At 64.0% G+C, this 25,257-nt stretch carries 28 protein-coding genes; 18 read left to right on the top strand and 10 right to left on the bottom strand.

Annotated elements, in window-relative coordinates; translation table 11 throughout:
• Positions 1–9: 9 nt before the first annotated feature.
• Positions 10–945 (top strand): LysR family transcriptional regulator, encoded by a 936-nt coding sequence (locus AC24YW_RS08400; RefSeq protein ID WP_487482277.1) that lies wholly within the window; start codon positions 10–12, stop codon positions 943–945.
• A gap of 120 nt (positions 946–1,065) precedes the next feature.
• Here AC24YW_RS08400 and AC24YW_RS08395 read toward each other — a convergent pair whose 3' ends face one another.
• Positions 1,066–1,323: a hypothetical protein gene (locus tag AC24YW_RS08395; RefSeq protein ID WP_487482276.1), complete on the bottom strand. Its 258-nt coding sequence runs from the start codon at positions 1,321–1,323 to the stop codon at positions 1,066–1,068.
• Between the two features lie 145 nt (positions 1,324–1,468).
• On the opposite strand from AC24YW_RS08395, the gene AC24YW_RS08390 reads away from it, so the two are divergent.
• Positions 1,469–2,455: a tripartite tricarboxylate transporter substrate binding protein gene (locus tag AC24YW_RS08390; protein WP_487482275.1), complete on the top strand. Its 987-nt coding sequence runs from the start codon at positions 1,469–1,471 to the stop codon at positions 2,453–2,455.
• A gap of 6 nt (positions 2,456–2,461) precedes the next feature.
• Here the strand turns inward: AC24YW_RS08390 and AC24YW_RS08385 are convergent, their stop codons facing one another.
• A complete protein-coding gene (locus tag AC24YW_RS08385) occupies positions 2,462–5,077 on the bottom strand; it encodes an autotransporter outer membrane beta-barrel domain-containing protein (protein ID WP_487482274.1) in 2,616 nt (871 codons plus the stop codon).
• Between the two features lie 250 nt (positions 5,078–5,327).
• Between AC24YW_RS08385 and AC24YW_RS08380 the strand changes: the two genes are divergently transcribed.
• Positions 5,328–5,681 carry a hypothetical protein gene (locus AC24YW_RS08380; RefSeq protein ID WP_487482273.1) on the top strand — a complete coding sequence of 118 codons (354 nt, stop codon included), beginning with the start codon at positions 5,328–5,330 and terminating at the stop codon, positions 5,679–5,681.
• A gap of 69 nt (positions 5,682–5,750) precedes the next feature.
• Here the strand turns inward: AC24YW_RS08380 and AC24YW_RS08375 are convergent, their stop codons facing one another.
• The 4 genes from AC24YW_RS08375 to AC24YW_RS08360 all read right to left on the bottom strand — a co-directional run bounded on the left by AC24YW_RS08375 (position 5,751) and on the right by AC24YW_RS08360 (position 8,657).
• Entirely contained in the window at positions 5,751–6,581 is an 831-nt protein-coding gene (locus tag AC24YW_RS08375; protein ID WP_487482594.1) for an adenylate/guanylate cyclase domain-containing protein, read from the bottom strand.
• Between the two features lie 60 nt (positions 6,582–6,641).
• Positions 6,642–7,109 carry a YbaK/EbsC family protein gene (locus tag AC24YW_RS08370; RefSeq protein WP_487482272.1) on the bottom strand — a complete coding sequence of 156 codons (468 nt, stop codon included), beginning with the start codon at positions 7,107–7,109 and terminating at the stop codon, positions 6,642–6,644.
• Positions 7,110–7,148: 39 nt separating this feature from the next.
• Positions 7,149–7,880, bottom strand: coding sequence for a haloacid dehalogenase type II (locus tag AC24YW_RS08365; RefSeq protein ID WP_487482271.1), 732 nt, complete (start codon positions 7,878–7,880; stop codon positions 7,149–7,151).
• A 108-nt stretch (positions 7,881–7,988) separates the two neighbouring features.
• On the bottom strand, positions 7,989–8,657 hold the full coding sequence (locus tag AC24YW_RS08360; RefSeq protein ID WP_487482270.1) for a TetR/AcrR family transcriptional regulator: 669 nt from the start codon (positions 8,655–8,657) through the stop codon (positions 7,989–7,991).
• A 160-nt stretch (positions 8,658–8,817) separates the two neighbouring features.
• Between AC24YW_RS08360 and AC24YW_RS08355 the strand changes: the two genes are divergently transcribed.
• The 6 genes from AC24YW_RS08355 (at position 8,818) to AC24YW_RS08330 (ending at position 13,767) form a co-directional block, all read left to right on the top strand.
• Positions 8,818–9,618: a sugar phosphate isomerase/epimerase family protein gene (locus AC24YW_RS08355; RefSeq protein ID WP_487482269.1), complete on the top strand. Its 801-nt coding sequence runs from the start codon at positions 8,818–8,820 to the stop codon at positions 9,616–9,618.
• 18 nt (positions 9,619–9,636) lie between these two features.
• Positions 9,637–10,731 carry a Gfo/Idh/MocA family protein gene (locus AC24YW_RS08350; RefSeq protein WP_487482268.1) on the top strand — a complete coding sequence of 365 codons (1,095 nt, stop codon included), beginning with the start codon at positions 9,637–9,639 and terminating at the stop codon, positions 10,729–10,731.
• A gap of 75 nt (positions 10,732–10,806) precedes the next feature.
• A complete protein-coding gene (locus AC24YW_RS08345) occupies positions 10,807–11,475 on the top strand; it encodes an amino acid ABC transporter permease (protein WP_487482267.1) in 669 nt (222 codons plus the stop codon).
• 9 nt (positions 11,476–11,484) lie between these two features.
• Positions 11,485–12,126 (top strand): amino acid ABC transporter permease, encoded by a 642-nt coding sequence (locus AC24YW_RS08340; RefSeq protein ID WP_487482266.1) that lies wholly within the window; start codon positions 11,485–11,487, stop codon positions 12,124–12,126.
• Between the two features lie 28 nt (positions 12,127–12,154).
• Positions 12,155–12,997 (top strand): transporter substrate-binding domain-containing protein, encoded by an 843-nt coding sequence (locus AC24YW_RS08335; RefSeq protein ID WP_487482265.1) that lies wholly within the window; start codon positions 12,155–12,157, stop codon positions 12,995–12,997.
• Positions 12,998–13,008: 11 nt separating this feature from the next.
• A complete protein-coding gene (locus tag AC24YW_RS08330) occupies positions 13,009–13,767 on the top strand; it encodes an amino acid ABC transporter ATP-binding protein (RefSeq protein WP_487482264.1) in 759 nt (252 codons plus the stop codon).
• A gap of 145 nt (positions 13,768–13,912) precedes the next feature.
• Here the strand turns inward: AC24YW_RS08330 and AC24YW_RS08325 are convergent, their stop codons facing one another.
• Positions 13,913–14,524 carry a TetR/AcrR family transcriptional regulator gene (locus tag AC24YW_RS08325; protein ID WP_487482263.1) on the bottom strand — a complete coding sequence of 204 codons (612 nt, stop codon included), beginning with the start codon at positions 14,522–14,524 and terminating at the stop codon, positions 13,913–13,915.
• Positions 14,525–14,636: 112 nt separating this feature from the next.
• On the opposite strand from AC24YW_RS08325, the gene AC24YW_RS08320 reads away from it, so the two are divergent.
• Genes AC24YW_RS08320 through AC24YW_RS08310 form a run of 3 tightly spaced genes read left to right on the top strand, consistent with a single transcriptional unit; the run spans position 14,637 to position 16,438 of the window.
• A complete protein-coding gene (locus AC24YW_RS08320) occupies positions 14,637–15,071 on the top strand; it encodes an ester cyclase (RefSeq protein ID WP_487482262.1) in 435 nt (144 codons plus the stop codon).
• A gap of 46 nt (positions 15,072–15,117) precedes the next feature.
• Positions 15,118–15,606, top strand: coding sequence for a DUF3237 domain-containing protein (locus AC24YW_RS08315; RefSeq protein WP_487482261.1), 489 nt, complete (start codon positions 15,118–15,120; stop codon positions 15,604–15,606).
• A gap of 1 nt (position 15,607) precedes the next feature.
• The gene (locus AC24YW_RS08310; RefSeq protein ID WP_487482593.1) at positions 15,608–16,438 is read left to right on the top strand and encodes an aquaporin; all 831 of its coding nucleotides are present in this window, start codon (positions 15,608–15,610) and stop codon (positions 16,436–16,438) included.
• Here the strand turns inward: AC24YW_RS08310 and AC24YW_RS08305 are convergent.
• Positions 16,435–16,806, bottom strand: a complete 372-nt coding sequence (locus AC24YW_RS08305) for a winged helix-turn-helix transcriptional regulator (protein WP_487482592.1) — start codon at positions 16,804–16,806, stop codon at positions 16,435–16,437. The two genes, AC24YW_RS08310 and AC24YW_RS08305, sit on opposite strands and share 4 nt — an antisense overlap.
• Positions 16,807–16,954: 148 nt before the next feature.
• On the opposite strand from AC24YW_RS08305, the gene AC24YW_RS08300 reads away from it, so the two are divergent.
• Both AC24YW_RS08300 and AC24YW_RS08295 read left to right on the top strand, forming a co-directional pair.
• Positions 16,955–17,689 (top strand): SDR family NAD(P)-dependent oxidoreductase, encoded by a 735-nt coding sequence (locus AC24YW_RS08300; protein WP_487482260.1) that lies wholly within the window; start codon positions 16,955–16,957, stop codon positions 17,687–17,689.
• A gap of 328 nt (positions 17,690–18,017) precedes the next feature.
• The gene (locus AC24YW_RS08295) at positions 18,018–21,125 is read left to right on the top strand and encodes an ABC transporter substrate-binding protein (RefSeq protein WP_487482259.1); all 3,108 of its coding nucleotides are present in this window, start codon (positions 18,018–18,020) and stop codon (positions 21,123–21,125) included.
• 83 nt (positions 21,126–21,208) lie between these two features.
• Here the strand turns inward: AC24YW_RS08295 and AC24YW_RS08290 are convergent, their stop codons facing one another.
• Positions 21,209–22,093: an amidohydrolase family protein gene (locus AC24YW_RS08290; RefSeq protein ID WP_036021159.1), complete on the bottom strand. Its 885-nt coding sequence runs from the start codon at positions 22,091–22,093 to the stop codon at positions 21,209–21,211.
• A gap of 311 nt (positions 22,094–22,404) precedes the next feature.
• Between AC24YW_RS08290 and ykgO the strand changes: the two genes are divergently transcribed.
• The 3 genes from ykgO (at position 22,405) to AC24YW_RS08275 (ending at position 23,668) form a co-directional block, all read left to right on the top strand.
• Entirely contained in the window at positions 22,405–22,530 is a 126-nt protein-coding gene (gene ykgO / locus AC24YW_RS08285; protein ID WP_006611362.1) for a type B 50S ribosomal protein L36, read from the top strand.
• Positions 22,531–22,645: 115 nt separating this feature from the next.
• The gene (locus AC24YW_RS08280) at positions 22,646–23,281 is read left to right on the top strand and encodes a tetratricopeptide repeat protein (protein WP_487482258.1); all 636 of its coding nucleotides are present in this window, start codon (positions 22,646–22,648) and stop codon (positions 23,279–23,281) included.
• 126 nt (positions 23,282–23,407) lie between these two features.
• Positions 23,408–23,668: a hypothetical protein gene (locus tag AC24YW_RS08275; protein ID WP_487482257.1), complete on the top strand. Its 261-nt coding sequence runs from the start codon at positions 23,408–23,410 to the stop codon at positions 23,666–23,668.
• 7 nt (positions 23,669–23,675) lie between these two features.
• On the opposite strand, the gene AC24YW_RS08270 is transcribed toward AC24YW_RS08275, so the two are convergent.
• The gene (locus tag AC24YW_RS08270) at positions 23,676–23,858 is read right to left on the bottom strand and encodes a hypothetical protein (protein ID WP_028180446.1); all 183 of its coding nucleotides are present in this window, start codon (positions 23,856–23,858) and stop codon (positions 23,676–23,678) included.
• Positions 23,859–24,185: 327 nt separating this feature from the next.
• Between AC24YW_RS08270 and AC24YW_RS08265 the strand changes: the two genes are divergently transcribed.
• On the top strand, positions 24,186–25,142 hold the full coding sequence (locus AC24YW_RS08265) for an alpha/beta fold hydrolase (RefSeq protein ID WP_487482256.1): 957 nt from the start codon (positions 24,186–24,188) through the stop codon (positions 25,140–25,142).
• Positions 25,143–25,257 lie beyond the last annotated feature (115 nt).

Below are 25,257 nucleotides of genomic sequence, written 5' to 3'. Positions count from 1 at the left end.
CCGGCTGCCATGGCAAAACTCCCGGACTTCGAAGCGCTCGCGATCTTCGCCAAGGTCGTGGAGCTGCGATCATTTGCGGGGGCTGCGAGCGAGCTCGGGATGTCCAAGGCCACGGTGTCCAAGGCGGTCACGCGGCTCGAGGAGCGGCTCGGCGCCCGGCTGTTCAACCGCACCTCGCGCCGGCTCGCGCTGACCGATGCCGGCCACAAGCTGGCCGAACGCGCGACGCGCCTCTTGGCCGACGGCGAGGCCGCCGAGAACGAGGCGTTGGCGCAGTCGGTGGCGCCGCGCGGCCTGGTGCGGCTCGCCGTCCCCATGACGTTCGGCATCAAGGCCGTGGCGCCGCTGCTGCCGGAATTTTTCGAGACCTATCCGGAAGTCTCGGTCGACCTGCATTTGAGCGATGCGACCGTCGACCTGATCGGCGAAGGTTTCGACATGGCGGTGCGGATCGCGCGGCTGCCGGACTCGTCGCTGATCGCGCGGCGGCTCTTCACCATGCCGCGCTACACGGTCGCCGCGCCGTCCTACCTCAAGCGACATGGCCGGCCGACCCATCCGATGCATCTCGCCGCGCACAAATGCTTCGCTTACGCCTATCTCTCCACGCCCAACGCCTGGCACTACACCAATTCGGCCGGCGAGCAGGCCAGCGTGCGTCCGGGCGGCCAGCTTCGCGTCAACAACGGTGAAGCCGTGATGCCGGCGTTGATCGCGGGCCTCGGCATCGCCGAGCTGCCGGAGTTCATCGTCGGTGAGGCGATCGCGTCGGGCGAGGTCGAAGTCATCCTGAAGGACTGGAAGCAGGCCGAAGGCGCCGTGCACCTCGTGACCCCGCCCGGCGGCCCCCGCCCCGCGCGCGTCGAAGCACTCGCCGACTTCCTCGCAGCCAAGCTGCCGGGCACGTGCAAGCGGCGACCGCGCGGGAAAAGCAAAGCGTCGTAGGAGCGCGCGCGGCTTCAACGCTCTCCGTCATTGCGAGCGCAGCGAAGCAATCCAGAATGTCTCCCCGGAGGGATTCTGGATTGCTTCGTCGCAAGGGCTCCTCGCAATGACGGTGTTTGACTACGACACCTTCACGCCATGGATCGCGACAATGCGCAGGCTCGGCTTCAGCGCCCCATCCAATTGCGCCTTCAGCTCGTGAACGCGCGGGTCGCTCGACCGCGCCGCGCACACGCCATATTGATGGACGGATCGCGCCAGTGCGCGCCGCGCTTCCGGCGTTCGCGTCAATTCGGGCGTCGAAAGCCGCAACACGATCGCTGCCAGATTCACCAGCATCTCGTCCAGGGCGACGTCGATGGTTCCAAGATTGCGCATCACCTCACTCCCTGAAGGCCAACGGCGGCTCCGCGTCGGCGTTCCTCGCCACCCCAGACGTGGCTAACGCTTGGTAAACGACTTGTCCTTGCCCGTCGCCGCGTTAGGCTGGCCGCGAAACAAGAAAATCAAGGGAGGGACCTCCATGGATCGACGCGACCTGTTGCGCGCCGCTGCGGCATTGCCGCTGCTGCGGACTGCTTGGCCGGACCAGGCCTTCGCGCAAGCCTACCCCTCGCGCACCATCACCATGATCGTGCCGTTCCCGGCCGGCGGACAGGCCGATCTCGCGGCGCGACCGGTCGCGATGGCGTTGGAGCGAATTCTCGGCAAGCCCGTGATCGTCGACAACCGGGCGGGAGGCGGCGGCGGATCGGTCGGCAATGCCGCGGCCGCGCGTGCCGAGCCCGATGGTTACACGCTGCTGATGACGCTGTCCTCGCTCGCGGTGTTGCCCGAGGCCGACCGGCTGTTCGACCGACCCGTCGCCTATGAGGTCTCGCAGTTCATGCCGATCGCGCGCGTGCTCGCCGATCCGACGCTGCTCGCGGTGCCGGCCTCGGCGCCGTGGAAAACCGCGCAGGATTTTGTCGAGGATGCATCGAGGCGCCCGGGACAGATCGCCTATGGCTCGTCCGGGCCATACGGCACGCTGCATGTGGCCATGGAGATGTTCGCGAACAGCGCAGGCATCAAGCTGCTGCACGTGCCGTTCCGCGGGGCAGGCCCCGCGCTGACTGCGATCCTCGGCGGCACCGTGCAGGCGATCGCCGCCGCACCCGGCACGCTGAAGCCGCAGGTCGACGACGGCAGGCTGCGCGTGCTCGGCAATTGCGGTGCGCAGCGGATCGCCAGCTTCCCCGACCTGCCGACCTTCCAGGAGCTCGGCTACAAGGATGTCGAGTTTTACATCTGGGCCGGGCTGTTCGCGCGGAGCGCTCTTCCTGCGCCGATCGCGACCCGTCTGCGCGAGGCGATGGCGCAGGTGATGACGAGCCCTGATGTCCTCAAGGCGTTCGAGACCTCGGGCAGCCTCGTCGCCTATCAGGACGCGCCGGCCTTCTCTGAGTTCGTCGCGACCGACAGCAAGCGGCTGATCGCGGCGGTGAAGAAGATCGGCAAGGTGGAGTAGGGCGGTTCAGAATTCGCTGCGGACCAGGCCGCGCAGCGTGTGACGGTCGTATCCCGGCGCGAACGCTCCCTCGTACGAGGCCTTGAACGACGTCGCGGTCGTCAGGTCCCACCGGATTTCGGCGCCGGCGAGCGCCACCGTGCGCGCGCGTTCGACGCCGGTGATCGCGAACGGAATGCCGGGCGCGCCTTCCAGAGCCGCCGTCGTGGTTGCGGCGCTGCCGGTAAACTCATGCCGAACGGCGATGGTCGCGCCGAACTGTGCCGGATGGCCGTTCGGCATCATCATGCGCTGGCTGCCGCGCAGGCCGACCGTGCCATAGCCGAGGTCGAAACTGCCGCCTCGCACCAGCTGATTCACGCCCGGCGCACCGGCCTCTGACAGACTTCCCTGGCGCGTCGTGTACCAGTCGGCCTTGGCAAAGGGCTCGGCGACGAGGCCCCATCCTGTCTGGAAGGGCCGCGAGATGCCCAGCGAAGCGGCAAAGGTGTTTGCGCGCGAGGCGGCAGTTGCCGTCTCGCCGAGGAACGCGATCGTGCGTGAGGAGTCGAGCGCCGCAAAGGAATAGCTGATCGCCGATGCGAGATTGAAGCCGCCGGCTTCGCCGCGTGCGTAGACGCCGGCATGCCCGGCATTGGCTTCGATGCGGTCGGCGCGGCCCGCCATGCGCAGCTGGCCGGTCGATGCGCCGACCGCGAGGCCTGCTGCGAAGCCCGGCATGTGCCAGAGGTCGGCGCCGAGCGCGGCGCCGGCGACGGTTGTGCTGGTTCCGAAGGCAATGTCGCTCGCGGCCACCTTGTCCCAATTGCCATAGCCGCCAAACCAGACGCTCTGCATCGGTGCCGCGGGGCGACGATTCAGCGCCTTGCCAATCGGGTCCGTGGGCTCCGGCGCATAGGTGGACGCGGTCATCCGAACGGTCTCGCCGCGCGACTGCGTCCCGGCATTCCACATGAAGCTCTGGAACATATCGGCCTGATCCGCGACGAAGCGGCGTCCGTCGGCGTGGATTTGACCGGCGAGATCGTCGAGGCCGGCCTTGATGCCCGGCGTATTGAGCGCGGCGAGCGTGTTGATCGCAGCGGCCAGCGGTCCCGATGCGCCGCCGAGCTGTGCCTGGTCGAGTGCGCCGGCCACCGCGGCCTGATTCGGCGACAGCCCCGACAAGGTTCCGAAGCCGCCGATCTGCTGCAGCAGGAAGTAGACGTTGTTGGCATCGTAGCTGAGTTGCCCCGTGACCAGCGGGCTGCCGGAGCTCGTGAGCGCCGCGAACGTGCCGCTGACGCCGCCCGCCGCCGTGAGGATGGTGTACTGCGTGTTGGCGATGAAGCCTGCCCCGAGCGGCACGATCTGCACCGTGCCGCCGTTGAGCGTCGCGGTGCCCGTTGCCGCGATTCTGTCGGACTGGCCGGCGGGATTGATCTCGACCTGGAAGGTCGAGCCGGCGTTGAAGACGGCGTTGCCATTGACGTTGAGCGTCCCGATTGAGTTGCCGGGTGCTACCATGCCGCCATTGTTGACGGCGATGCCGCCGACGGTGCCGGTGCCGCCGAGATAGCCGCCATTGATCGAGACGACCGAGGGTAATGTGCCGTTCACGACCAGGCCGCCAGCATCGACGGTGGTCACGCCGTTGAAGGCGGTGGTGCCTGTCAGCGTCCACACCGAGGAGCCGGTCTTGGCCAGCTGCTCGAATTCGTCATATTGCAGGCCGGCGCCAACGGTCCCAAGGTCGAAGATCCCGTTCCCCGTGCCTGCGAAGCTCAGGGTATCGATACCGGTTCCGCCGCGGACATTCCCGGTGACCGTTGATCCGGGGCCGAGACCGAGCACGTCGTCGCCGCCGGACAGATCGATCGCTCCGCTGCCGCCTCCCGAGATGGTCCCGCCGTTGAAAACGGTGTCGGTGCCTGAAGATCCCTGGATGGCGATGAAGAAGCCGCCGGAGATCGTGCCGGCGTTGATGAGGGTGTTGCCGCCAGCAATGAATTGCACGCCGGTATGTCCGCCGTCGATCAATCCGCCCTGATGGACATTGATGACGTTCGCGGTCGACGTTCCCATGATTCGCAGCCCGGTCGTGGTGCCTCCGTTACCGACCACGGTCCCGCCCACGTTGACGGCATTGCCGTTCGAATTGTCGATGACGATGGCCGCCTCGGCGTTGCCGGTCCCTTCCGCAACGCCGCCGGCGGCGATGGTGACGGTGTTGTTATTCGATCCGTTGGAGAGGAGCACCGCGCCGCCGTAGGTGGATGTCGTGGATTGATTGTTGAAACTCACGCTGGAATTCGACGTGCCGTCGAACACGATTGCGGGAACGACGGCGCCCGGCAGCAGCGAGGTCATGGTGCCGTCACCGACATTCACCGTGACGTTGCTGCCACCGGTGGCGTTGATATGGTCGGTGTTGCCGAGGCCGGTGCAGGTCGCGACATCGCCCGAATTGAGCGCGCCTATCGTGCCGGTGCCGACCACGGTGCAGGCGGCGCGCGCCGGGCCGGACGTCAGGACCGGGAAGGCCAGCACGAGGGGCGCCAGCGCGGTGGTGACCAGCAGCTTGTGGCGAAAGATTGCGGCCGTGGCGGCGTTTTGCGCACGGACCGGTTTTGCAGTCGGCATCGACGTTCCCCTCATTGCAGCACATTGCTAGCGGGAGCGCCGTCATCCTTCTTGGCGTGAGGCGAAATGCCTTATGGCGAAAGGCGCAAGGCACCGGTTTGCCTCGGCCCTGTTGCTGGGGCGCCACGGACCAAAGCGTCAGCGGGAGCTGCCATGGTTCCTGGCCAATTTTCACATTTTGTTGTTGGTCCAGAACCGGCTCCCGCCTCATTGATTGATGAACATCGAGGAGAATCGGGAAGGATCGGACATGCGGACAGAGCGGATTGCGCTGGGTGTCGTGCTCGCGATCGGCGGCATCGTCGCGCCGGGCGCAGCATTCGCCCAAGAATATCGCGGGACCATGGAGCAGCAGATGGCCTGCACGCCGGATGTCTGGCGCCTGTGCAGCGATCAGGTTCCCGATGTGAACCGCATTGTGGCCTGTTTGCAGCAGAACACGCCGCAGCTTTCGAGCGGCTGCCGTGCGGTGTTCCAATCCAGCAACCAGGTGCCGCCGCAGCAGGTGCCGCGCAACCGCGCCGCGCCGCCACCGCGATACAACAATGCGCTGCCGCCACCTCCGCCGGCGCAACCGCGTCCCTATGACGATAACGACGATTAGGCTCTGCCGAGCGCGCGATCCGGAATAATGCGTGGCGGCCGGCACGAGGGTGCGGTCGCGCCGCCTCGTTCAGCGCTCCGTCCTGCTGTCTGATTCGGGGCGCTGTCCAAGCACCATCCGCAACACCACACTGAACAGAATGGCCGCGACCGGCCAATGAAACCAGATCCTGTCGCTGGTGAACAGATTGATCAGGATTAGGAAGGCCGAGACCGTGAGGGCCGCGGCAACCGGGCGGGGCAGCCTCGTGAGCCAATCCGAGACGACATTCGTCGCCGAAGACGGCGCGCGCCGGTCGTCCAATCGCGGAGCCCGCGCTCTCTCTGAGGGCGCTGCCCGTTCCTCGATCGGGACGCTCCCTGGCTCGGCGGCTTGACCGCCCAAGGTCAACCGATAGCTGGTCAGGGGAGCAATGTTCTTCAGCGGACGCTGGCCGAGGCAGTCGAAGCCAACGGATAATTTGTTGTGCACCTGATCGTAGACGGAGCTCGAGATCACGACGCCGCCGGGCTCGGCGAGTTCTTGCAGCCGCGAAGCGATATTGACGCCATCGCCGTAGATGTCGGTGCCGTCCACCATCACGTCGCCGAGGTTGATGCCGATGCGAAACTGCATCGGGCTCGCCGGGGGCGCGTTCGAGGCCTGACTGGAGATTTCCTGCTGGATCTCGACCGCGCATTGCACGGCCTCGACGACGCTGGCGAACTCGGCGATCACGGCATCGCCCCAGGTGTTCACGATGCGGCCGTCATGGCGCTCGACCAACCGAGCAATGGCCGTGCGGTAGCGGCGGAGCGTCTCCAACGTTCCGGTCTCGTCCGCTTCCATCAGGCGAGAATAGCCGTACACGTCAGCGCACAGCACGGTGGTCAGTCGTCGCTTTACCTTGTCGTCGGTCATCGCCGCCATGCTAGCCTGCCTGACCGGCAATGCAACCAGCCACCGTATCCGGTGCCGCCGTTACGGCCTGTGCTCGCAGACATCGACCCATTCCGCCGCGGTCAGCTCGGCCAGCCGCTCCGGCGTGATGCGCACCGCGCTGTGGGTCGAGCCGGCGGCCGGCACCACGACGTCGAACGCCCTCAGCGATACGTCGCAATAGATCGGCAGCGGCGACTTCAGGCCGAAAGGGCAGACGCCACCGACCTCGTGTCCGGTGATGTCGGCGACTTCCTCCAGACCCAGCATCTTCGGCTTGCCGCCGAACTGCGCCTTGACTTTCTTGTTGTCCATGCGCGAGGTGCCGGCCGCGACGATCAGGATCACGCGCTCGCCGATCCGCAAGGACAGCGTCTTGGCGATCCGGCCGGGCTCGACGCCATAGGCTTCGGCCGCCAGCGCCACGGTCGCGGAGCTGATCGGGGATTCGATGACGGAGATGTCGGGGGCATTCTCGGCGAAGAAGGCGCGAACGGATTCCAGGCTCATTCCGGGCAGCTCATTCCAATCTCATAGGCGGGCGACCTCTTAAGCGATTCCTGGCAGCTCGGAGAGCGCGCGGACGCGGTGGTCCGGCGCGAAGCCGAGCTCATCCATCTGGGTACGGATCGCCCTGAACATGGTGAGCGGTGCCACGAGTTCGGTCTCGACGCAAGCCAGCGCCATGGCTTCCGGCGTCACCCGCTCGATCCAGGCGACCTTCAGCCCGAACGATTTCGCCCCGGCGGCGTCCCAGGGATTGGAGGAGACGAACAGAACCTCACCAGGCGCGGTGCCGAGCACCTCGCCGATCAGCTCGTAGGCCTGCGGGCTCGGCTTGAAGATCTTCTTCGCGTCGACGCTGATGGTGGCATCGAGCAGGGCATCGAGGCCGGAATTGCGCACCAGCGCATTGAGCATGTCCGGGCTGCCGTTGGAGAGGATGGCGAGCTTGCGCGGTCTTAAGGCCACAAGCGTTTCCGCCACATCCGGATAGAGATCGAGATGCAGATACTTTTCGATCACGCGCTCGAACGTCTCGCTCTCGTAGGCCAGCCCGAGCACACGCAGCGTATAGGCGAGGGAATCGCGGGTGACCGCGTCAAAATCCTGGTAAGCTTGCATCAGCGAGCGCAGCCAGGTGTATTCGAGCTGCTTGATGCGCCAGACCTGCGTGATGATCTCGCCATAGCCCGGAAACGCATCCTCGGTGATTTCAGCAACCGACTGGATGTCGTAGAGGGTGCCGTAGGCGTCGAAGACGACGGCTTTGATGCTCATGGATCGGTTCCTCGGGATCGGTGCGGGAACAGAATTGCCGGGAGTGTATCTCATCCATGTCGGCTTGCCGACTCAAAGCGAGCTACTCCGATCGAGCCATAAACGGCCCTAGACCTTTCGCACATAGCGCCAAAGCACGTCGGCGATCTCGCTCCGCCGCTGGGCTTTCGCCGTGGGCGAGGACATGTCCCAGGCGAACTGCGCCTCAAAAGTGTGGCGGTTGGCGACCGAGAAGAAGCTCAATGCGTTCAGCGTCATGTGCAGCTCGATTGGATCGATGCCGGCACGAATCGCGCCGCTTGCGACGCCACGCGCGAGCAATTTTGCGATCTGGCTGATGCTCGGCTGTGTCATCTCCTTCAGCCTCTGGCTGACGCCGACATGCCGCCCGCGATGGATGTTCTCGATCGAGACGAGACGAACAAATTCCGGATTCGCTTGGTGGAAATCGAAGGTGAATTCAGCAAGCCTGCGGATCGCGGCCTCCGGCTCCAGCGCTTCGAGATGAAGGTCCTCCTCGGCGGCGCGCATCTTGGCGTAGGCCATTTCGAGCACCGCGGTGAACAAATCTTCCTTGGAGTTGAAGTAGTAGAAGATCAGCCGCTTGGTGACGTTGGCGCGCGCGGCGATGGCGTCGGTATTGCCGCCGGACAGGCCGTTCTCGGCAAATTCCGCGAAGGCGATATCGAGGATCTCCTGCCGCGTTCGTTCGCGGTCGCGCCGCTTGATCGGCGCGGGTCTTGCGGCCCGCGCGGGCTGCTTTTTCACGCTGGGCATCTGGCCGTTCGGTCCCTCATAGCGGCCGCAAGCCGCCTCCTCCCTTAATAGACCATTCGGAAGCTCTTGACATCAATTATCCCGTTGGGTAATTAGTAATTAACCCATAGATTAATTAGCGGCGACAATGATCCGGCTTGGCCTTGCCCATCTCACCGCATTGCAGCTCGCGCCGGCGGCGCTGGTCGTGGAAGCCGCGCGTGCCGGCTTTGCCGCAGTCGGATTGCGGTACATCCCCGCCACCCCCGATGGGCCCGCCTATCCGACAGCCGTCGGCACCGAGGCCCACCGTGCGCTCAAACATGTGCTGGCCGGCGAAGGCATGCGGGTCAGCGAGATCGAGATCATCCAGCTCACGCCCGACATCGACATCGCCGCGTTCGCCGGCCGTCTCGAGGCCGGTGCCGATCTCGGCGCCGCGTCCGTCATTGCCTCGGGCGACGACCCGGTTCAGCCGCGGCTCACCGCTCGTTTCGCAGAACTCTGTCAGCTCGCCGCATCCTTCGGACTGCGTGTCGATCTCGAATTCATGCGGTGGCGCACGGTCGGCAATTTGCAGCAGGCTGCAGCCATCGTTCGCGGCGCAAGCCAGACGAACGGCGCAATCCTGGTCGATGCATTGCACCTTGCGCGTTCGGGCGGCCAGGCCGCCGATCTGACGTCGCTTCCGGACCAATGGCTGCGCAATGCGCAACTCTGCGACGCCAGCGCAAAGCCGCCTGCGACGGAGCACGCGATCATCGCCGAGGCCCGAGAGGGACGGCTGCCGCCGGGCGAGGGCGCTCTGCCGCTCGGCGCGCTCGTCGACGCGCTTCCCGCCGACGCCGCGCTCAGTGTCGAAATGCCGACGCCGACGCCGGATGCGAGGGAGCGGATCACAACGGCCTTCAGCGCAACGAGGAACCTGCTCGAAGGACGACCTCGCGGCACAAGGCGTCGCGGCTGTCAGGGCTGGGCCTGACCTACGGGAACGCATGGCATGACGAAAATCAGGATTGGCGTGATCGGCGCCGGATTGATCGGGCGCAAGCATCTGCGCAAGCTCGCCGAGCACAACGACTACGAACTGGTCGGCATTGCCGACGTGAACGCCGAACAGGTCGCAGCCGAGCAGCCGGGCGCGCGCGTCTTCAAGAATTATCGCGAGCTGCTTGCCGACGCGCGACCCGAGGCCGTGATCATCGCCTCGCCCAATCAGCTCCATGCCGAGAACGGCATCGCCTGCGCCCGCGCCGGCATCCATATCCTGATCGAAAAACCGGTTACCGATACGCTGCAGACCGCCGCCAGCCTGATCGCGGAAATCCGCAAGACCGGCGTCAAATCGCTGGTCGGGCATCACCGCCGCCATCATATGCAGGTGAAGACGCTGAAGGCGTTGCTGGCCGAGGGCCGCATCGGCGACGTCGTCGGCGTCTCGGCCATCTGGGCCACGCACAAGCCGGCGGCCTATTTCGAGATCGCGCCCTGGCGGTCGCAGGCCGGCGGCGGGCCTATCCTGATCAACCTGATCCACGAGATCGATTTCCTGCGCTTCACGCTCGGCGAGATCATTGCCGTGGAAGCCATCGCGGCCAATCGCCAGCGCGGCTTCGCGGTGGAGGACACCGCCGTTGCGCTGATCGCGTTCGAAAGCGGTGCTCTCGGCACGTTCTTCCTCAGCGACTGCGCGGTGACGCCATGGACGACCGAGCAGGGTCTCGGCGAGGCGCCCGAGTTCCCCTTCAGCGGACAGAGCAGCTACCGCCTGATGGGTCGGCGCGGTGCGATAGAGTTTCCGAGCCTCGTTCAGTGGACGCAGGAGGGCGGCGCGCAGGACTGGAACGGGCCGATCCAGGCCCAGGCCAACCACGCCGCCTCGATCGACCCGTACGTCGCCCAGCTCGATCATTTTCGCGACGTCATTCGCGGGGTCGCGCCTTCGCTGCAGCCGGTCGAGGACGGTGCACGCAGCCTTCTTGCGACGCTCGCGATCGCCGAGGCCGCAACTGCCGGACGGCGCATCGATTTGCGCGAACGCTATGCGGCGCTCGCGACGGGACAAGCCGCAGGCCTCGCTCGGGGGGCGACATAGAGACGCTTTCACAAACGTCGACCAGACGTGATCGGGCCAAGCCACACCAAGAGGGCGCCCGGAGGGAGGAGCCAAATGAACTACCGGTTCGATTTCGGGCCCGTATTCGACGGTCTGCCGGAACTGCTCTGGGGCTGTGCCGGCACGCTCGCGCTGGCGCTGTCGGGTATGTCGCTGGCGCTCGTCATCGGCATCGGCGGCGTCCTGCTGCGCGATTCCCGGCTGTCCCCGCTGCGCTGGCTCGTCATCTCGTTCGTCGAGGCCATCCGGAACACGCCCTTCCTCGGCCAGATCTACTTCATCTTCTTTGCGTTGCCGATGGTGGGCATTCGCCTCGATCCGACCATGACCGCGATCATCGCGCTCGGCATCAACGGCGGGGCTTATGCGATCGAGATCATCCGCGGCGGCGTGCAGTCGATCAACAAGGGACAGATCGAGGCGGGACTGGCGCTCGGTCTCAGCCGGTCGCTGATCTTTCGCCTGATCGTCCTGAAGCCGGCCTTGCGCGCGATCTACCCGTCGCTGACCAGTCAATTCATCATGCTGACCCTGACGACGAGCATCGCCTCCGCGATCTCGGCCTATGAGCTGACCTCGGTCGGACAGGCCATCGAGACCAACACATTCCGCAGCTTCGAGGTCTACGGCGTCGTCACGCTGCTCTATCTCGCGATGTCCTGGATGCTGATGCAGATGTTCGCGCGGATCAATGCACGCTTCCTGCTCTATCCCGTGAAGTGAGCAGCAACCATGGACAACAATCAGCTCCTGTTCCTGCTCAGCGGCCTCAAATGGACGCTTGCGCTGTCTGCGATCGGCTTCGTGCTCGGATCGGTCGCAGGTCTTGCCGTCGCGCTGGCGCGCACCTCGCCATGGCGCTGGCTTGAACGGGCCGCCGCCGCCTATATCGCCCTGTTCCAGGGCACGCCGCTCTTGATGCAGCTCTTCGTCGTCTATTACGGTCTGGCGCTCGCCGGGCTTAAGCTCGATCCCTGGGCCTCCGTTTCGATCGGCTTCACCCTGCATGCCGGCGCCTTCCTCGGCGAAATCTGGCGCGGCTCGATCGAAGCCGTGCCGCGTGGCCAGATCGAGGCCGCGAAGGCGCTCAGCCTCAACTACATCGACCGGATGAGAGACGTCGTGCTGCCGCAGGCCATCCGCATCTCCCTGCCCGCGACGATCGGCTTCCTGGTGCAGTTGATCAAGGGCACCTCGCTTGCCGCAATTATCGGCTTCACCGAGCTGATGCGCGCGGGGACCATCGTCTCGAACCAGAACTTCAAGCCGCTGCTCGTGCTCGGTCTGGTCTGCGCCCTCTACTTCGCGCTGTGCTGGCCGCTTTCGCTGTACGGCACGTGGCTGGAGCGGCGGCTCGCGACCGCATCACGCTGAAAATATCAACACAGGAGAGGAGGAAGACATGACTAACAGCACGACAACGCTAGTTCACCGCCGCCGCTTGCTGGCACTCGGCGCAGGTGCGATCGCCGCGCCCCTGGTGCTGTCGCGGGCCGCCTATGCGGTGACACCGGTGGAGATCAAGGCGCGCGGCAAGGTGCTGATCGGCATTCAGGGCGACAATCCGCCCTGGGGTTTCGTCAATCCGGCCGGCAAGCAGGAAGGGCTCGATGCCGACCTCTCCGAACTGTTCGCGAGGGAGCTCGGCGTGCAGGCCGAGTTCACGCCATTGGCCGTTGCTAATCGTATTCCGGCGCTGACCTCCGGGCGCGTCGACATCCTGTTCGCGACCATGGCGATGCTGCCTGAGCGCGCCAAGGCGGTGCAATTCTCGAAGCCCTATGGCGCCAACATCATTACCTTCATTGCGCCGAAGGAGATGGAGATCAAATCACCCGCCGACATGGGCAAATACGTCATCGGGGTCGCGCGCGGCAGCGTGCAGGACACCGACGTCACCAAGGCCGCGCCTCCCGGCACCACCATCCGCCGCTTCGACGGTGACGCGCCGACGATGCAGGCCCTGCTGTCCGGTCAGGTGCAGGCGGTCGGCGGCAATATCTTCTATGTTCCGCGTCTCAACGAATCCAGGCCGGGCGCCTACGAGAACAAGCTGGAATTCACGAAACTCTACAACGGCGCCTGCACGCGGCTCGGCGAAAAGGACATCAACGCCTTCGTCAACGGCTTTATCGACAGGATCATCGCCAGCGGCGAATGGGGAAAGATCTATCCGAAGTGGATGAACAACCCGCTGCCGGACTTCCCCGACAGCATCCCCGGCATCCCCTTCACCGCCAGTTGATGGAGAGCGCCATGCCGGTCGCGGCCAATGCAGACCCGATGATTGCCATGCGCGGCGTCAACAAATGGTACGGCACCTACCAGGTGCTGACCGACATCCATCTGGAGGTTCGTGCCGGCGAGAAGATCGTGCTGTGCGGGCCGTCCGGATCGGGCAAATCCACCCTGATCCGCTGCATCAATGCGCTCGAGACCTGTCAGAAGGGCGAAATCGTCGTCGATGGCGTCCAGCTCGGCGCGCAAGGCGGGGCGATCGACGCGGTCCGCCGCGAGGTCGGCATGGTGTTCCAGCAATTCAACCTGTTTCCACACATGACGGTGCTTGAGAATTGCACGCTGGCACCGGTCCGGTCGCGCGGCGTACCGCGCGCGCAGGCCGAGGAGACCGCCCGGCGGCTGCTCGAGCGTGTGAAAATCTTCGATCAGGGGGACAAGTACCCGGCGCAACTGTCGGGCGGCCAGCAGCAGCGCGCGGCGATTGCGCGTGCGCTCTGCCTGGAGCCGAAAGTCATGCTGTTCGATGAGCCGACGTCGGCGCTCGACCCGGAAATGGTCAAGGAGGTGCTCGACACCATGATTGGGCTGGCAACCGACGGCATGACGATGATCTGCGTCACTCATGAAATGGGATTCGCCCGCCAGGTTGCCGACCGCGTGATCTTCATGGCCGAGGGCCGGATCATCGAAGAGGCGTACCCGGAGACCTTCTTCAGAGCCCCGCAGCACGAGCGCACGAGGAAGTTTCTGGGCGAGATACTGCCGCATCATTGATGAGCGGCGTCTCGTCCTCGTGCTCGGCCACCAGTCTTTGTCGAAGTCGATTGATGGCGGAAGGCTGCCACTGCAACCATGACCGTCGGTTCCCGGACCCCAGGCGGCATCGGAGTGCCACCTCCAAGTGCCAGCGCAGCCACCGCTATTTACGGCGAAACGCGTCCAGCAATCCCTCAATGATCTTGCGACCGAGGACGCGGGTTTTCTTGGGGTCGGGCGAGGTTGGAAGCTTGATCGACAGCTCGCAAATGACCGCATCAAGCATATGTCCGAGCAGATCGATATCGTCGAAGACCAGCTCACCTTCGCGCTTGAGCGCCCTCAGCGTCGCCTTCAGAAGCGCCATCGGGTACTGCTCTTCGATCTCTGCGAAGCGGGCATTGCCGAGGACGACCGGCGCTTCTTGAACGACAATTCGCGCGTAAGCAGGCTCGATCGAAACATCCAGATAGGCGTCGATGCCGGTGTAGAGCCGCTCCCAAATTTTCGACTTCCGTTTGGAAATCTCCTGCACGCGTGCAGCGGCGTTCGATTGAAGCGAAACGACGACCGCGTCGAACAGAGCCTTCTTGTCCTCGAAGTGATGATAGAAGGCGCCGCGCGTCACTCTCGCGGCTCTTGAAATCGCCTCGATGCCCGCGGCCTGGTAGCCCTCACGGGCGAATATTTCCCGCCCCGCAGCAAGCAGCGCTTGCCGCGTTGCTTCCGCATATTCCTCACGGCGCGTTCGTTGATCATGAGCAGCTTTGTTCATGCCACTTGCATACCGCTTGACATGAAACATGCAAATTGAATATGACATACTCGTAGTATGTTAAATGCTTTTGGTATGTCAGGCGGGAGGAGTTGCCGTGAATGGAGACCGGATGTTCGAGCTGGCCCAGGGTCTGGCTGCGGCCAAGAGCAGGCAGGACGTTGCCGCTGCACTTACCTTTCTCGACGAGGACATGGTGCTCGAAGGACCCGCGTTCGGCACCCGTGCAAGGGGACTTGCGGAAAGCGAGGCGGCGCTGGCGCGGTTCTTCAAGTCCTTCCCGGATTACAACGTCGTGCTGTCCGGCTGCGCCAACGACGCCGAGACGCTGGTCTGCTGGGGAGAGGTGCGCATGACCATGACGGGAGACCGTTTTGGCGTCACCCCAAGCGGAAAGCGCGCGAAGCTTCCGGTCTTTATCCGCTTCACCTTCCGCAATGACCTGATCGCAAGCGAGTACTTCTTCTTCGATCTCTCGGCCCTGTGCGCGCAGTCGGGGGTCTCGACCGATCAGGTCCGCCGGAAGCTCTTCGGCGAAGTTCTCTAGGTCTTATCAGTCGGCATCACACATTTACGCAATGGAGAATGGCACCATGGACCGGCGCATAAAACCTGTTGCCAATATCGAGACGGTGCCGCTGTTCGACATCGTCGTTGATCTCAATCCACGTCTTTCGTTTGGTGAGACGCCGGTTGGCCGGCGGGTGCTGTTCGGCGCCGCCGGCGGATCGTTCGCCGGAGAGCGCGTGCGCGGTGAGGTTCTTGATGGCGGTGGCGACTGGGCCCTGTTCCGCCCCAACGGAGGGATGGCGCTCGACGTGCGTCTGACCTTGCGCACTGACGACAACGAACTGATCTACATGACCTATGGCGGACGCTGGATCACGCCACCAGAACTGAAGGCCGACATGGCCGATCCGGCCAAGCGCTACGCGGTCGATCCCTCACGCTATTATTTCCGGACGCAACCGTTGTTCGAAACAGGTTCGTCCTCCTATGCCTGGATGAACGACATCGTGTGCGTCGGAACTGGATATCTCGTCGAGGGCGCGGTGGCCTACAAGATCTTTCAGGTTGTCTGACGTGACAGCATGCGAGAGCTCGAGATCCGCTTCTCCCGACTTCAATTTGTCGCAGAGGCTCGTGGCGGAGGGAATCGGGACCTGCTTTCTGCTGATGGCCGTGGTCGGCTCGGGCATTCTCGGGGTCCGGCTGGCAAGCGGCAACACGGCTGTCGCGCTCATTGCCAATGCACTCGCGACGGCTGCGGCCCTCTATGCGCTGATCGAATGGTTGGGCCCTGTGTCCGGGGCTCATTTCAATCCCCTGGTGACCGCTGCGCTCGTCATCAGAGGCGATTTGCCGCTTCGAACGGGGGCTTCATACGTTCCTGTTCAACTCGTCGGCGCCTTGGTGGGAGTGGGTGTGGCGAATGCAATGTTTGCAACGCCGGTCTTTTCCGTCTCGGTCAACGACCGAAGCGGCTTTTCCAATTTGTTGAGCGAGTTCGTCGCGACATTCGGACTGCTGGGAGCGGTATGGGTTTGCTCACGGCTTCGTCCGGCATCCATCGCTGGCGTCGTCGCCGCTTACATCGGCGGCGCCTTCTGGTTCACAGCCACCGACTTTGCCAATCCAGCGGTGACCATCGCACGCGCCTTTACCGACTCAATCGCAGGCATCAGGCCCCAGGATGTTCTCGGCTTCATCGCAGCGGAGGTCATTGGCGCGGGTGCCGCGATCGTCGTCTTTCGCTGGCTGCTGCCTGCACGCTGGGTTCATAGGGCGGCTTCGCACGTCTATTCGCCGGAATATTCAACGCCTGCTCATAGCCTGAGGCGGACTCAGGGCGAGTTACACGAACGCGCAGCAGTCCTGGCGGAGCAAACCTCACGCGAGTGCAGCGGAAGCTAACCAGTCGACTGACGTTCCCGCCGCGGCCAGGTCGCTCTTTCGGCAAACACCCGGCTGACCTCCGCCATGTGCTCGGTGCCCCACGTGCAGAGCGGCACGAGGGCCTGGGCGAGGCTGTGGCCCAAGGGTGTGAGACTGTAGTCCACCCGCGGCGGCACCTCCTTGTAGTCGGTCCGCTTCACCAGGCCATCGGCCTCCAGCTCCTTGAGCTGCTGGATCAGCACCTTGTCGCTGACGTCGCGGATGGCGCGCCGGAGCTCGCCGTAACGGGTCGGTCCGTCCTGGGCGACGAAGTACAGGATCAGCGGCTTCCACTTGCCCGAGACGACCCGCAGGGTCGCGTCGAGGCCGCAGGTGAAGCCGGGCAGATTTGGCGTGCAGCTCTGGACCGGTGTGGGCGCCTCTTCAGGCGGCAAAGTCGTGTCTGACATTTTTGGGCACTTACCAAAAGGTGCATACTTGTCGATAGGTGGGTACGCCGCCAGCTCAGTGCAACCTCAATGAAGGGAGCACATCATGAGCAGACTACAAGGAAAGACGGCAGTGGTGACCGGCGGCGGCACCGGCATCGGGTTTGGCGCGGCGAAACGGTTCGTCGACGAAGGCGCGTTCGTCTACATTTTCGGGCGGCGGCAGGAGCCGCTCGACGCCGCACTGGCGAAGCTCGGGTCATCGGCACGCGCGGTCAGGGGCTCGGTGACGGATCTGGCCGACCTCGATCGGCTCTATGAGACGGTCAGGAAAGAACGCGGCGGGCTCGACATTCTGTTCGCCAACGCCGGCACCGGGCTATTTGCACCGCTCGGCGAGATTACGGTCGAGCATTACGATCATATCTTCGACGTCAATGTGAAGGGTCTGGTCTTCACCGTGCAAAAGGCGCTGCCGCTGATGACGAAGGGAGCGTCGATCATTCTCACGGGCTCGAGCACGGGGGTGATGGGGACGCCGCAATTCAGCATCTACAGCGCGACCAAGGCCGCGATCCGCAATCTGGCGCGGAGCTGGGCGCTCGACCTGCGCGGCACCGGCATCCGCGTCAATGTGCTGTCACCCGGCCCGACCAAGACCGAGCTGGCACTGGAGATCGTCGGCGAGGAAGCGTTCGATGCGCTCGGCAGCACGACCCCCATCGGACGTGTCGGCGACCCCAGCGAGACCGGGGCAGTGGCCGCGTTCCTGGCCTCCTCGGACAGCAGCTACATGACCGGTGGCGAGGTCTTCGTCGACGGCGGCTTGGCGCAGGTCTGAGCCGCGCACGTGAGGCTGAGGGCTTCGACCGCTGATCGAAGCCCTCAATGCTCTGATTCAAATGGTTGGTGCGACAGGCGTCAGCGTCCTCTCTCGGCGTCTGTCGGAGCCTTGACCCAGATCAAAGGTCGGACGGTGCGAAAAAATAGCCTTCTGGGGCCTCGCATGCCTGACACAAACCCGTCCCGGACCGATGCCCGCTCCAGCGCGCCCGATGCTCTTGCGAATGCGAAATCGGGTCTCGGGGCCGCGCGTCGGCGCACTGCTCCGGCTCCTCGGATTTGTGCTGTTCTGGACCGCTTCCGGGCAAGCTCAAGCCCTCGAAAGAGTGTCTCTGCAGCTCAAATGGCTGCACCAGTTCCAGTTCGCCGGCTACTACGTTGCTCTGGAGAGGGGCTTCTATCGGGATGCCGGGCTTGACGTCGAGATCAGGCCGGGCGGCCCCGGCATCGATGCGACGATCGACGTCGGCTCGGGCAAGGCCGATTTCGGTGTGTGCATGACGGGCGTTCTGCTGCCCCAGCCGGGCCTTGCAAAACTCACCGTGCTGGGCGTGATCTTCCAGCACTCCGCCGCCAACATCCTCGTCCCCAGCCGCGCGCGCATCAACGCCCCTTCGGAACTCACCGGCCACCGCCTGATGGATGCATCGGGCAGCGAAGACCTTGCCGCCATGCTGAAGCAGCAAGGTGTGGACTATTGGGCGCTGCCGCGCGTCGATCACACCGGCAACCCGCTCGACCTGGTCACGGGCAAGGCGGACGCGATGGTGTCCTATGTCACGAACGAGCCGTTTGTGCTCGAGCAGAACGGCGTCCCATATCGGTCGTTCACGCCGAGGACTTTTGGCTTCGACTTCTACGGCGACAATCTTTGCACCACGGAAGAGCTGCTGCGTCGCAAGCCGGAGATGGTCCAAGCGTTTCTCGCCGCGAGCTTGAGGGGTTGGGAGCACGCTCTCGCCGACAAGCAGGAGGCGGTCGAGCTGATCCTGCGCAAGTATCCGGTGATCAAGTCACGCGAAGCCCTGATGTTCGAGGCCGTGCGGACCGAAGCCTTGATCCAGCCGGGATTGATCAAGCTCGGCAGCCAGACGGCCGAGCGGTGGCGGGCCATTGCAAAGATCTATCAAGATCTCGGCCTGCTTCCAAAAGGCAAATTGCCGCCTCCGCCTTTTCACGAGCCGTTCTCCGACAAGCTCGACCGCTGGCTGAAGCTGTTCGGGATCGCCATGATCCCGATACTGGCAGTCGCCGTGACGCTCGGCGCATATCGGCGCTTTTACCGGACAGATTCGAGACAGTTGCGATTGAGCCTGGTGATGGCCGGGCTGTTCGTTTGCCTCAGCATCCCCATCCTCATCTTCATTCTCGGCTTCAATCATCAGAAGAACAGCGAAGCGATCGTGTCGCTGCTGAAGGAGCAGATCGACAGATCGCGCTTCGCCACCATCGAGAGCATCGAAAACCTGATGCGTGGCGTCAATGGAATGCTCGGCCTGCTCGCCGAAGCAGCGGCGGCCCAGCCCTCGTTCTTCAGGACGGAGGACAGTCGCGATGCGCTCTATCGTGTTCTCACCTCGTCGAGCCAGATTGACGCCGCCTATGTCAGCTTCGAGGACGGCTATCATCGCGTCGTGACGCGAGTCGACGCCGATCGAAAGCGATCCGACAAGCAAATTCCCGTAAGCGCCAATTGGCATTCGAGCTTTGTCGACCCTTTCTCCCGGGGGGGCGATCGCAAACGCTACCGCACCTTCTATGACACCTGGCCGCACGCCATCGCCTCCTATGACACGCCATCCTCCCTCAACGTGCGAGCGCTTCCCGGCTACGGCGCTGCGCGCGAGTCCAGGGCGCTCTACGTCACCGCACCGTCGATCAATCCCGATACCGGCTATCCCATCATTTCGGCGCGCTATCCGATCTACCGCGGCGACGGCGAGTTTCTCGGCTGCGCATCCGTCAACATCACCTTCGACGTCCTGTCGCGCTATCTCGCCAAGCAGCGGCCGAGCGCGAACAGCATGACGATCATCGCGGATCCCAATGACGGCAAGGTGGTGGCTTCCTCGGAGCGCGAGAAGGTGATCAACCTTGCGACGGGCACACTGCAGATCGCGACGCTGGCGAATATCGACGATGCCGACGTCCGCGAAGCTTACCGTCTGCACATCGAAACCAACCGGGATGATTTCGTATTCACCTCGCGGCGGGACGGCCGCGAGATCAGCGCCTCGTTCGCCCGGTTTCCCGAGAGCTTCGGCAGCCCCTGGCAATCGGTCATCCTGACGCCGACGGATGATTTCGTTGGGCAGTTGCGCGAGACGAACCAGAAGATCGTCTTCACGATCGTCCTGTTGACGGCGGTCGAGTTGATGCTCATTTTTCTACTGGCGCGGCGGTTGACCCGTCCGCTGGAGAAGGTCACGCGCGAATTGGAGGCGATCGAGGATCTCTCCTTCGAGAAGCGGAATGCAACCTCCTCCAGGATCAAGGAGATCGCCCAGCTGCAGAGCGCGGCAACGCTGCTGCGCAGCTCACTGCAGTCCTTCTCGTCCTTCGTTCCGGTCGAGGTGGTTAAGGGATTGGTCAAGTCCGGTGTCCCCCTCGCGCTCGGCGTAGAACGACGCTGCCTGACGATATTCTTCTCCGACATCGAGAACTTCTCGACTCTCGCGGAGCAAAAGGACTCGGACGTGCTGCTGCAGCAGATGTCCGCCTATTTCGACGTCGTGTCCCGCGCGATCGGCGAAGAATCAGGCACCGTGGACAAGTTCATCGGCGACGGCGTGATGGCATTCTGGGGCGCCCCCGCCGTGATCGCCGAGCCGGCCTTGAGCGCTTGCCGTGGCGCGCTCCGCTCCTTGCGCCGGATCGAAGGCCTCAACGCAGGCTGGGTCGCGCAGGGGCTCTCGCCCTTCCGTGTCCGGATCGGCCTGAATACCGACGAGGTCTTGGTGGGAAATGTCGGATCGACCGAACGCTTCAGCTATACGGCGATGGGCGATGGCGTGAATGTCGCCTCACGGCTGGAAGGGCTCAACAAGCAGTTCGGCACCAACATCTGCGTGAGCGCGAGTGTCGTGCGTGCAGCCGGTGAAGCCGTCCTCGTGCGGCCGCTTCGTCAAGTGACCGTCAAGGGACGCGAGCGACGCTTCATGATCTACGAATTGCTCGGCATCGCGGGAGCCGACGATCCCGACCTGAGCGCACCGATGGACGCCGCCGAACGGATCCAGTTGACCTCGCAGGCATCCGCGTTGTTCGAGGCTGGCAAGCTCGGCGATGCCCTGACCGCCTATCAAGCGCTACTTAGCCGATTTCCTGACGATCCTGTTGCCAAGGCGATGCTTTCGGCGCCCGAACTGCTTGCCCAGCCCCGGAGCGCTCGGGGAATGCCGAAGACGCAGTATGGAATCAACAATGCGCGATAATCGTCGACGATCTGTCGGTCCATGTTTGCGCATGAGAGCTTCGTTGGTCCGAAGCTCTCGAGGCTGCGGCGATGATGGCTCGCTCAGATCCCGAGCAGCTTCCGCGCGTTCGCCTTCAGCACCTTCGGACGGATCTCGTCGCGGATCTCGATCTTGGCGAAGTCCGACAGCCAGCGGTCTGGCGTGATCACCGGCCAGTCCGAGCCGAACAGCATCTTGTCCTGCAGGATCGAGTTGATGTAGCGCACCAGGATCGGCGGGAAGTATTTCGGCGACCAGCCCGAGAGGTCGATGTAGACGTTCGGCTTGTGGGTCGCGACCGAGAGCGCCTCTTCCTGCCAGGGGAAGGAGGGGTGGGCGAGGATGATCTTGAGGTCGGGGAAATCGGCCGCGACGTCGTCCATGTACATCGGGTTGGAATATTTCAGCCGCATGCCCATGCCGCCGGGCATGCCGGAGCCGACGCCGGTCTGGCCGGTGTGGAACAGCGCGATCGCGCCGCCATTGTTGATCTCTTCATAGAGCGGATAGGCCATGCGGTCGTTGGCGTAGAAGCCCTGCATGGTCGGATGGAATTTGAAGCCGCGCACACCGTATTCCTCGATCAGCTTGCGCGCCTCGCGGGCCCCGAGCTTGCCCTTGTGCGGGTCGATCGAGACGAAGGGGATGAGCACGTCGAGATGCTCGGAGGCGATCTCCAGCATCTCCTCGTTCTTGTAGCGGCGGAAGCCGGTCTCGCGCTCGGCATCGACAGGGAAGATCACCGCGGCGATGTTCTTGGAACGGTAATAGGCCGCGGTCTCCGGCACGGTCGGCGGATGCTTGTGCGGCGACTTGAAATATTCCGCCATTTGCGCCTGGAAATCGTCATAGCCGTCGTCGGGATGGGTGCCGCAGGGCTCCTCGGCATGGGTGTGGATGTCGATCGCGACGACTTTGTCGATATCAGGCAGCTTCAGCTTCGGCATGGGTGTCCTCCCGACGGGTTGCCGAATTGATTATAGGATATAACGAATTTGGCAAGGCGCCTTGGAGACCCCTTGAAGTCATTGCGAGAAAATCGGGCCGATCCGGCCGCTTCTACTGTGCATGGGGTTGTTTTCACGGTTTTGCTTGGTGCCTCCGGGCAGTTAACATTGACATGACCTCCTGCCATGCCTTAAGAACCGCTCCGTCCCGGGCGGCCGGTCCGCCAGCGGGAAAAATCTCATTTTGCCACATTCGCGCGTGCCGAAACGGTAGTGCCGAACACGGCCTTTCGAACGTTCAGGATTCTGCCATGAAGGTCCGTAACTCGCTGAAATCGCTGCGCGGTCGTCATCGCGCCAACCGCCTGGTCCGCCGCAAGGGCCGGGTCTATGTGATCAACAAAGTGCAGCGCCGCTTCAAGGCGCGCCAGGGCTGATCTGAGCGGCCGATCCCGCCGGGCGCCCTTGCGCGCCCCGCAAGACCACGGTCTCACACGAGTTTGACGCCGCCTTTGCTTTGCAAGGGCGGCTTTGCGCGTTTAGACTTTCACCATGGCAGTGAGATTCCGTTTCGCGCGCACCCTGTGTCTGACCCTCGTGCTGGGAACCGCCGGCCTTGCGCCGGCCGCCCTGGCCCAGCAGGTCGAGCCGCCCGGCAAGCAGAAGAAGCTGCCTGAGGCCCCGTCGAAGCTGCCCAAGGTCGACCGCAGCAAGAATCTCGATTTCCTGTTCGGCGCGCTGAAGGCCGCCCCCGACGAGGCCAGCGCCAAGCATGTCGAGGCGCGGATCTGGGCGATCTGGCTGCAGACCCCGAGCGACACCGCCGCGCTCATGATGTCTCGCGCCAAGACCGCGGTCGATGCGAAGAAGATCGACGTCGCAATCAAGCTCCTGGATTCGGTCATCAAGCTCAGGCCCGATTACATCGAGGCCTGGAACCGGCGTGCGACGCTCTATTACATGCAGAATGATTATGGCCGCTCGCTCGCGGACATTCAGCAAGTGCTGATCCGCGAGCCGCGCCATTTCGGCGCGCTCGCCGGCCTCGGCATGATCATGCAGGAGGTCGGGGACGAGAAGCGCGCGCTCGATGCCTACCGCAAGGCGCTCGCCCTCAATCCGCACCTCGAAAAGATTCCCGACCAGGTCAAGACGCTGACCGAGAAGGTCGAAGGCCGCGATATTTAGCCTCAAACTCGATCATGTCTTGAGTGAACGCGGCGGCTTCGGATTAACCACGCTCGCAAGGCGCGGCATCGTGAGCACTATTGCCGGCGCGGCCGCAGGCCTACCTGCATGGCAGGAGCGAAAGCCATGAAGCGTTTGATCTTTGCGGGGTGCCTGCTGCTGGCGTCGGGGACGGTGAGCCTCGCCGACGGCCTGTTCTGGGTGGTTGGCAACCGCGCCACCGGTAAGTGCGCCATCGTGACCAGCAATCCGGTCATCATTGGCGACATCTGGTTCGGCGACGGTCCCTACAAGTCCAGGGCCGATGCCAAGCTTGCCCGCTCGACGATTCGCGTCTGTCCCCCGGTCACGCCCGAGGAAGAAAAGCAGGAGGACGGGACGAACTAGCCGGCCTTCAATGCAGGACGCTGCTGCCGCGCTCGACCAAGCCGCGGTCGGCGGCTGCGGCGTAGGCCTTTGCCAGCTCGGTCTCGAGATGCTCGTTGATCAGGAGCAGCGCCCGCACGGCACCGCGCAGGTCGCCGTTGCAGCTCGCGACGATTTCGTCGATTGCAGTATCGTTCGATCTGAAGCTCATCGAAATTCTCCGGTTCAAACCAGGACAATTCTGCCGGTCTTTCCCGCATCCCCTGACGTTGCGAGGACGATCGGCGCCCACCCGCGCCTAGATGGCGGAACCGACCATGGCGATTATATGGAGGCCGCGATGACGCCCGCATGAAGCTGGTCCGAAGCTTGCGCGCGGCTTATAATGGCCCTGATTTCATTGGGTTTTTTCGATCGGCAATTATGCACATATCCACAGCCCCTGCATTTTCGGTGGAAGCGCGGATCGACGGCGGCGAAACTGCCGGCCGAGCAGACCCGTAACTGCCCCGTGCCCAGGATCACCCGGATTCTCTCCATGTTCGTGATGACAGTCGTGACGGCGCTGGTCCTGCTGGCGCTGCTCACGCAGGCCGGGGTCGTCGCCGTGCAGCGGGCCTTTCCGCCGCAGGGGCGCATGATCGAGGTCGATGGCGCCACGCTTCACGTCGTCGAGATCGGCCCGCGCGAGGCTGGCCCGCCGATCGTGATGCTGCACGGCGCGAGCTCAAACCTCGAAGCGATGCGGCGGCCGCTCGGCGATCTCCTCGCCCGGGATCATCGCGTGATTCTGATCGATCGGCCCGGCCATGGCTGGAGCACGCGCGCCAGCCGCCGGGATTCGACGCCGCAGGTTCAGGCGCGCATGATCGACGAGGCGCTCGGCAAGCTCGGAATCGATCGTGCGGTCTTCGTGGTGCATTCCTGGAGCGGCGCCCTCGGCGCGCGGATCGCGCTCTATCACCCGCGCCGCGTGGCGGGTCTGGTGATGCTCGCGCCCGTCACGCATCCCTGGAGCGGCGGTGTCGGGCGCTACAACGAGATCATCGCAACGCCCGTGATCGGGCCGCTGCTCGCCTATACTATCACGCTGCCGCTCGGCTATTTCATCACCGAAGCCGGGGCCCGCAACGTGTTCCTGCCGCAGACGATGCCGGATGGTTTCGTGCAGGACTCCGCGACGCCGCTCCTGCTGCGCCCGCGCGAGTTCATCGCCAATGCCTATGATCTGGTGACGCTGAAGGAGTCGGTCGCCGCGCAAGTCGCGCGCTATGGCGAGATCACGGCGCCGGTCACGATCATCGCCGGCGAGCCCGACAAGACGGTGAGGACCGCCATCCACGCGCGTCCGTTCGCCGCGGCGGTGTCGAATGCAAAGCTGATCGTGCTGCCCGATCTCGGCCACATGGTGCAGAACGCCGTGCCGGATCTCGTCAAGGCGGAGATCGAGATGATGATTGGAAACATCGCCCCGGCGCAGGCGGTCGCCGACTAAGGCGTTTTCAAGCGACGTAGAGACCGGCTCGCGTGAAGAAAACGCGGCAAAGTAAGAATGCCAGAGCTTCGATTCTGGTCCAATCAAAACCGAAGCTCTCGCGGCCGCCTCGTAT

The organism is Bradyrhizobium sp. USDA3516 (genome assembly GCF_057651995.1).
The sequence above is the reverse complement of the archived record's forward strand: the minus strand, read 5'-3'. Positions and strand labels throughout refer to the sequence as shown.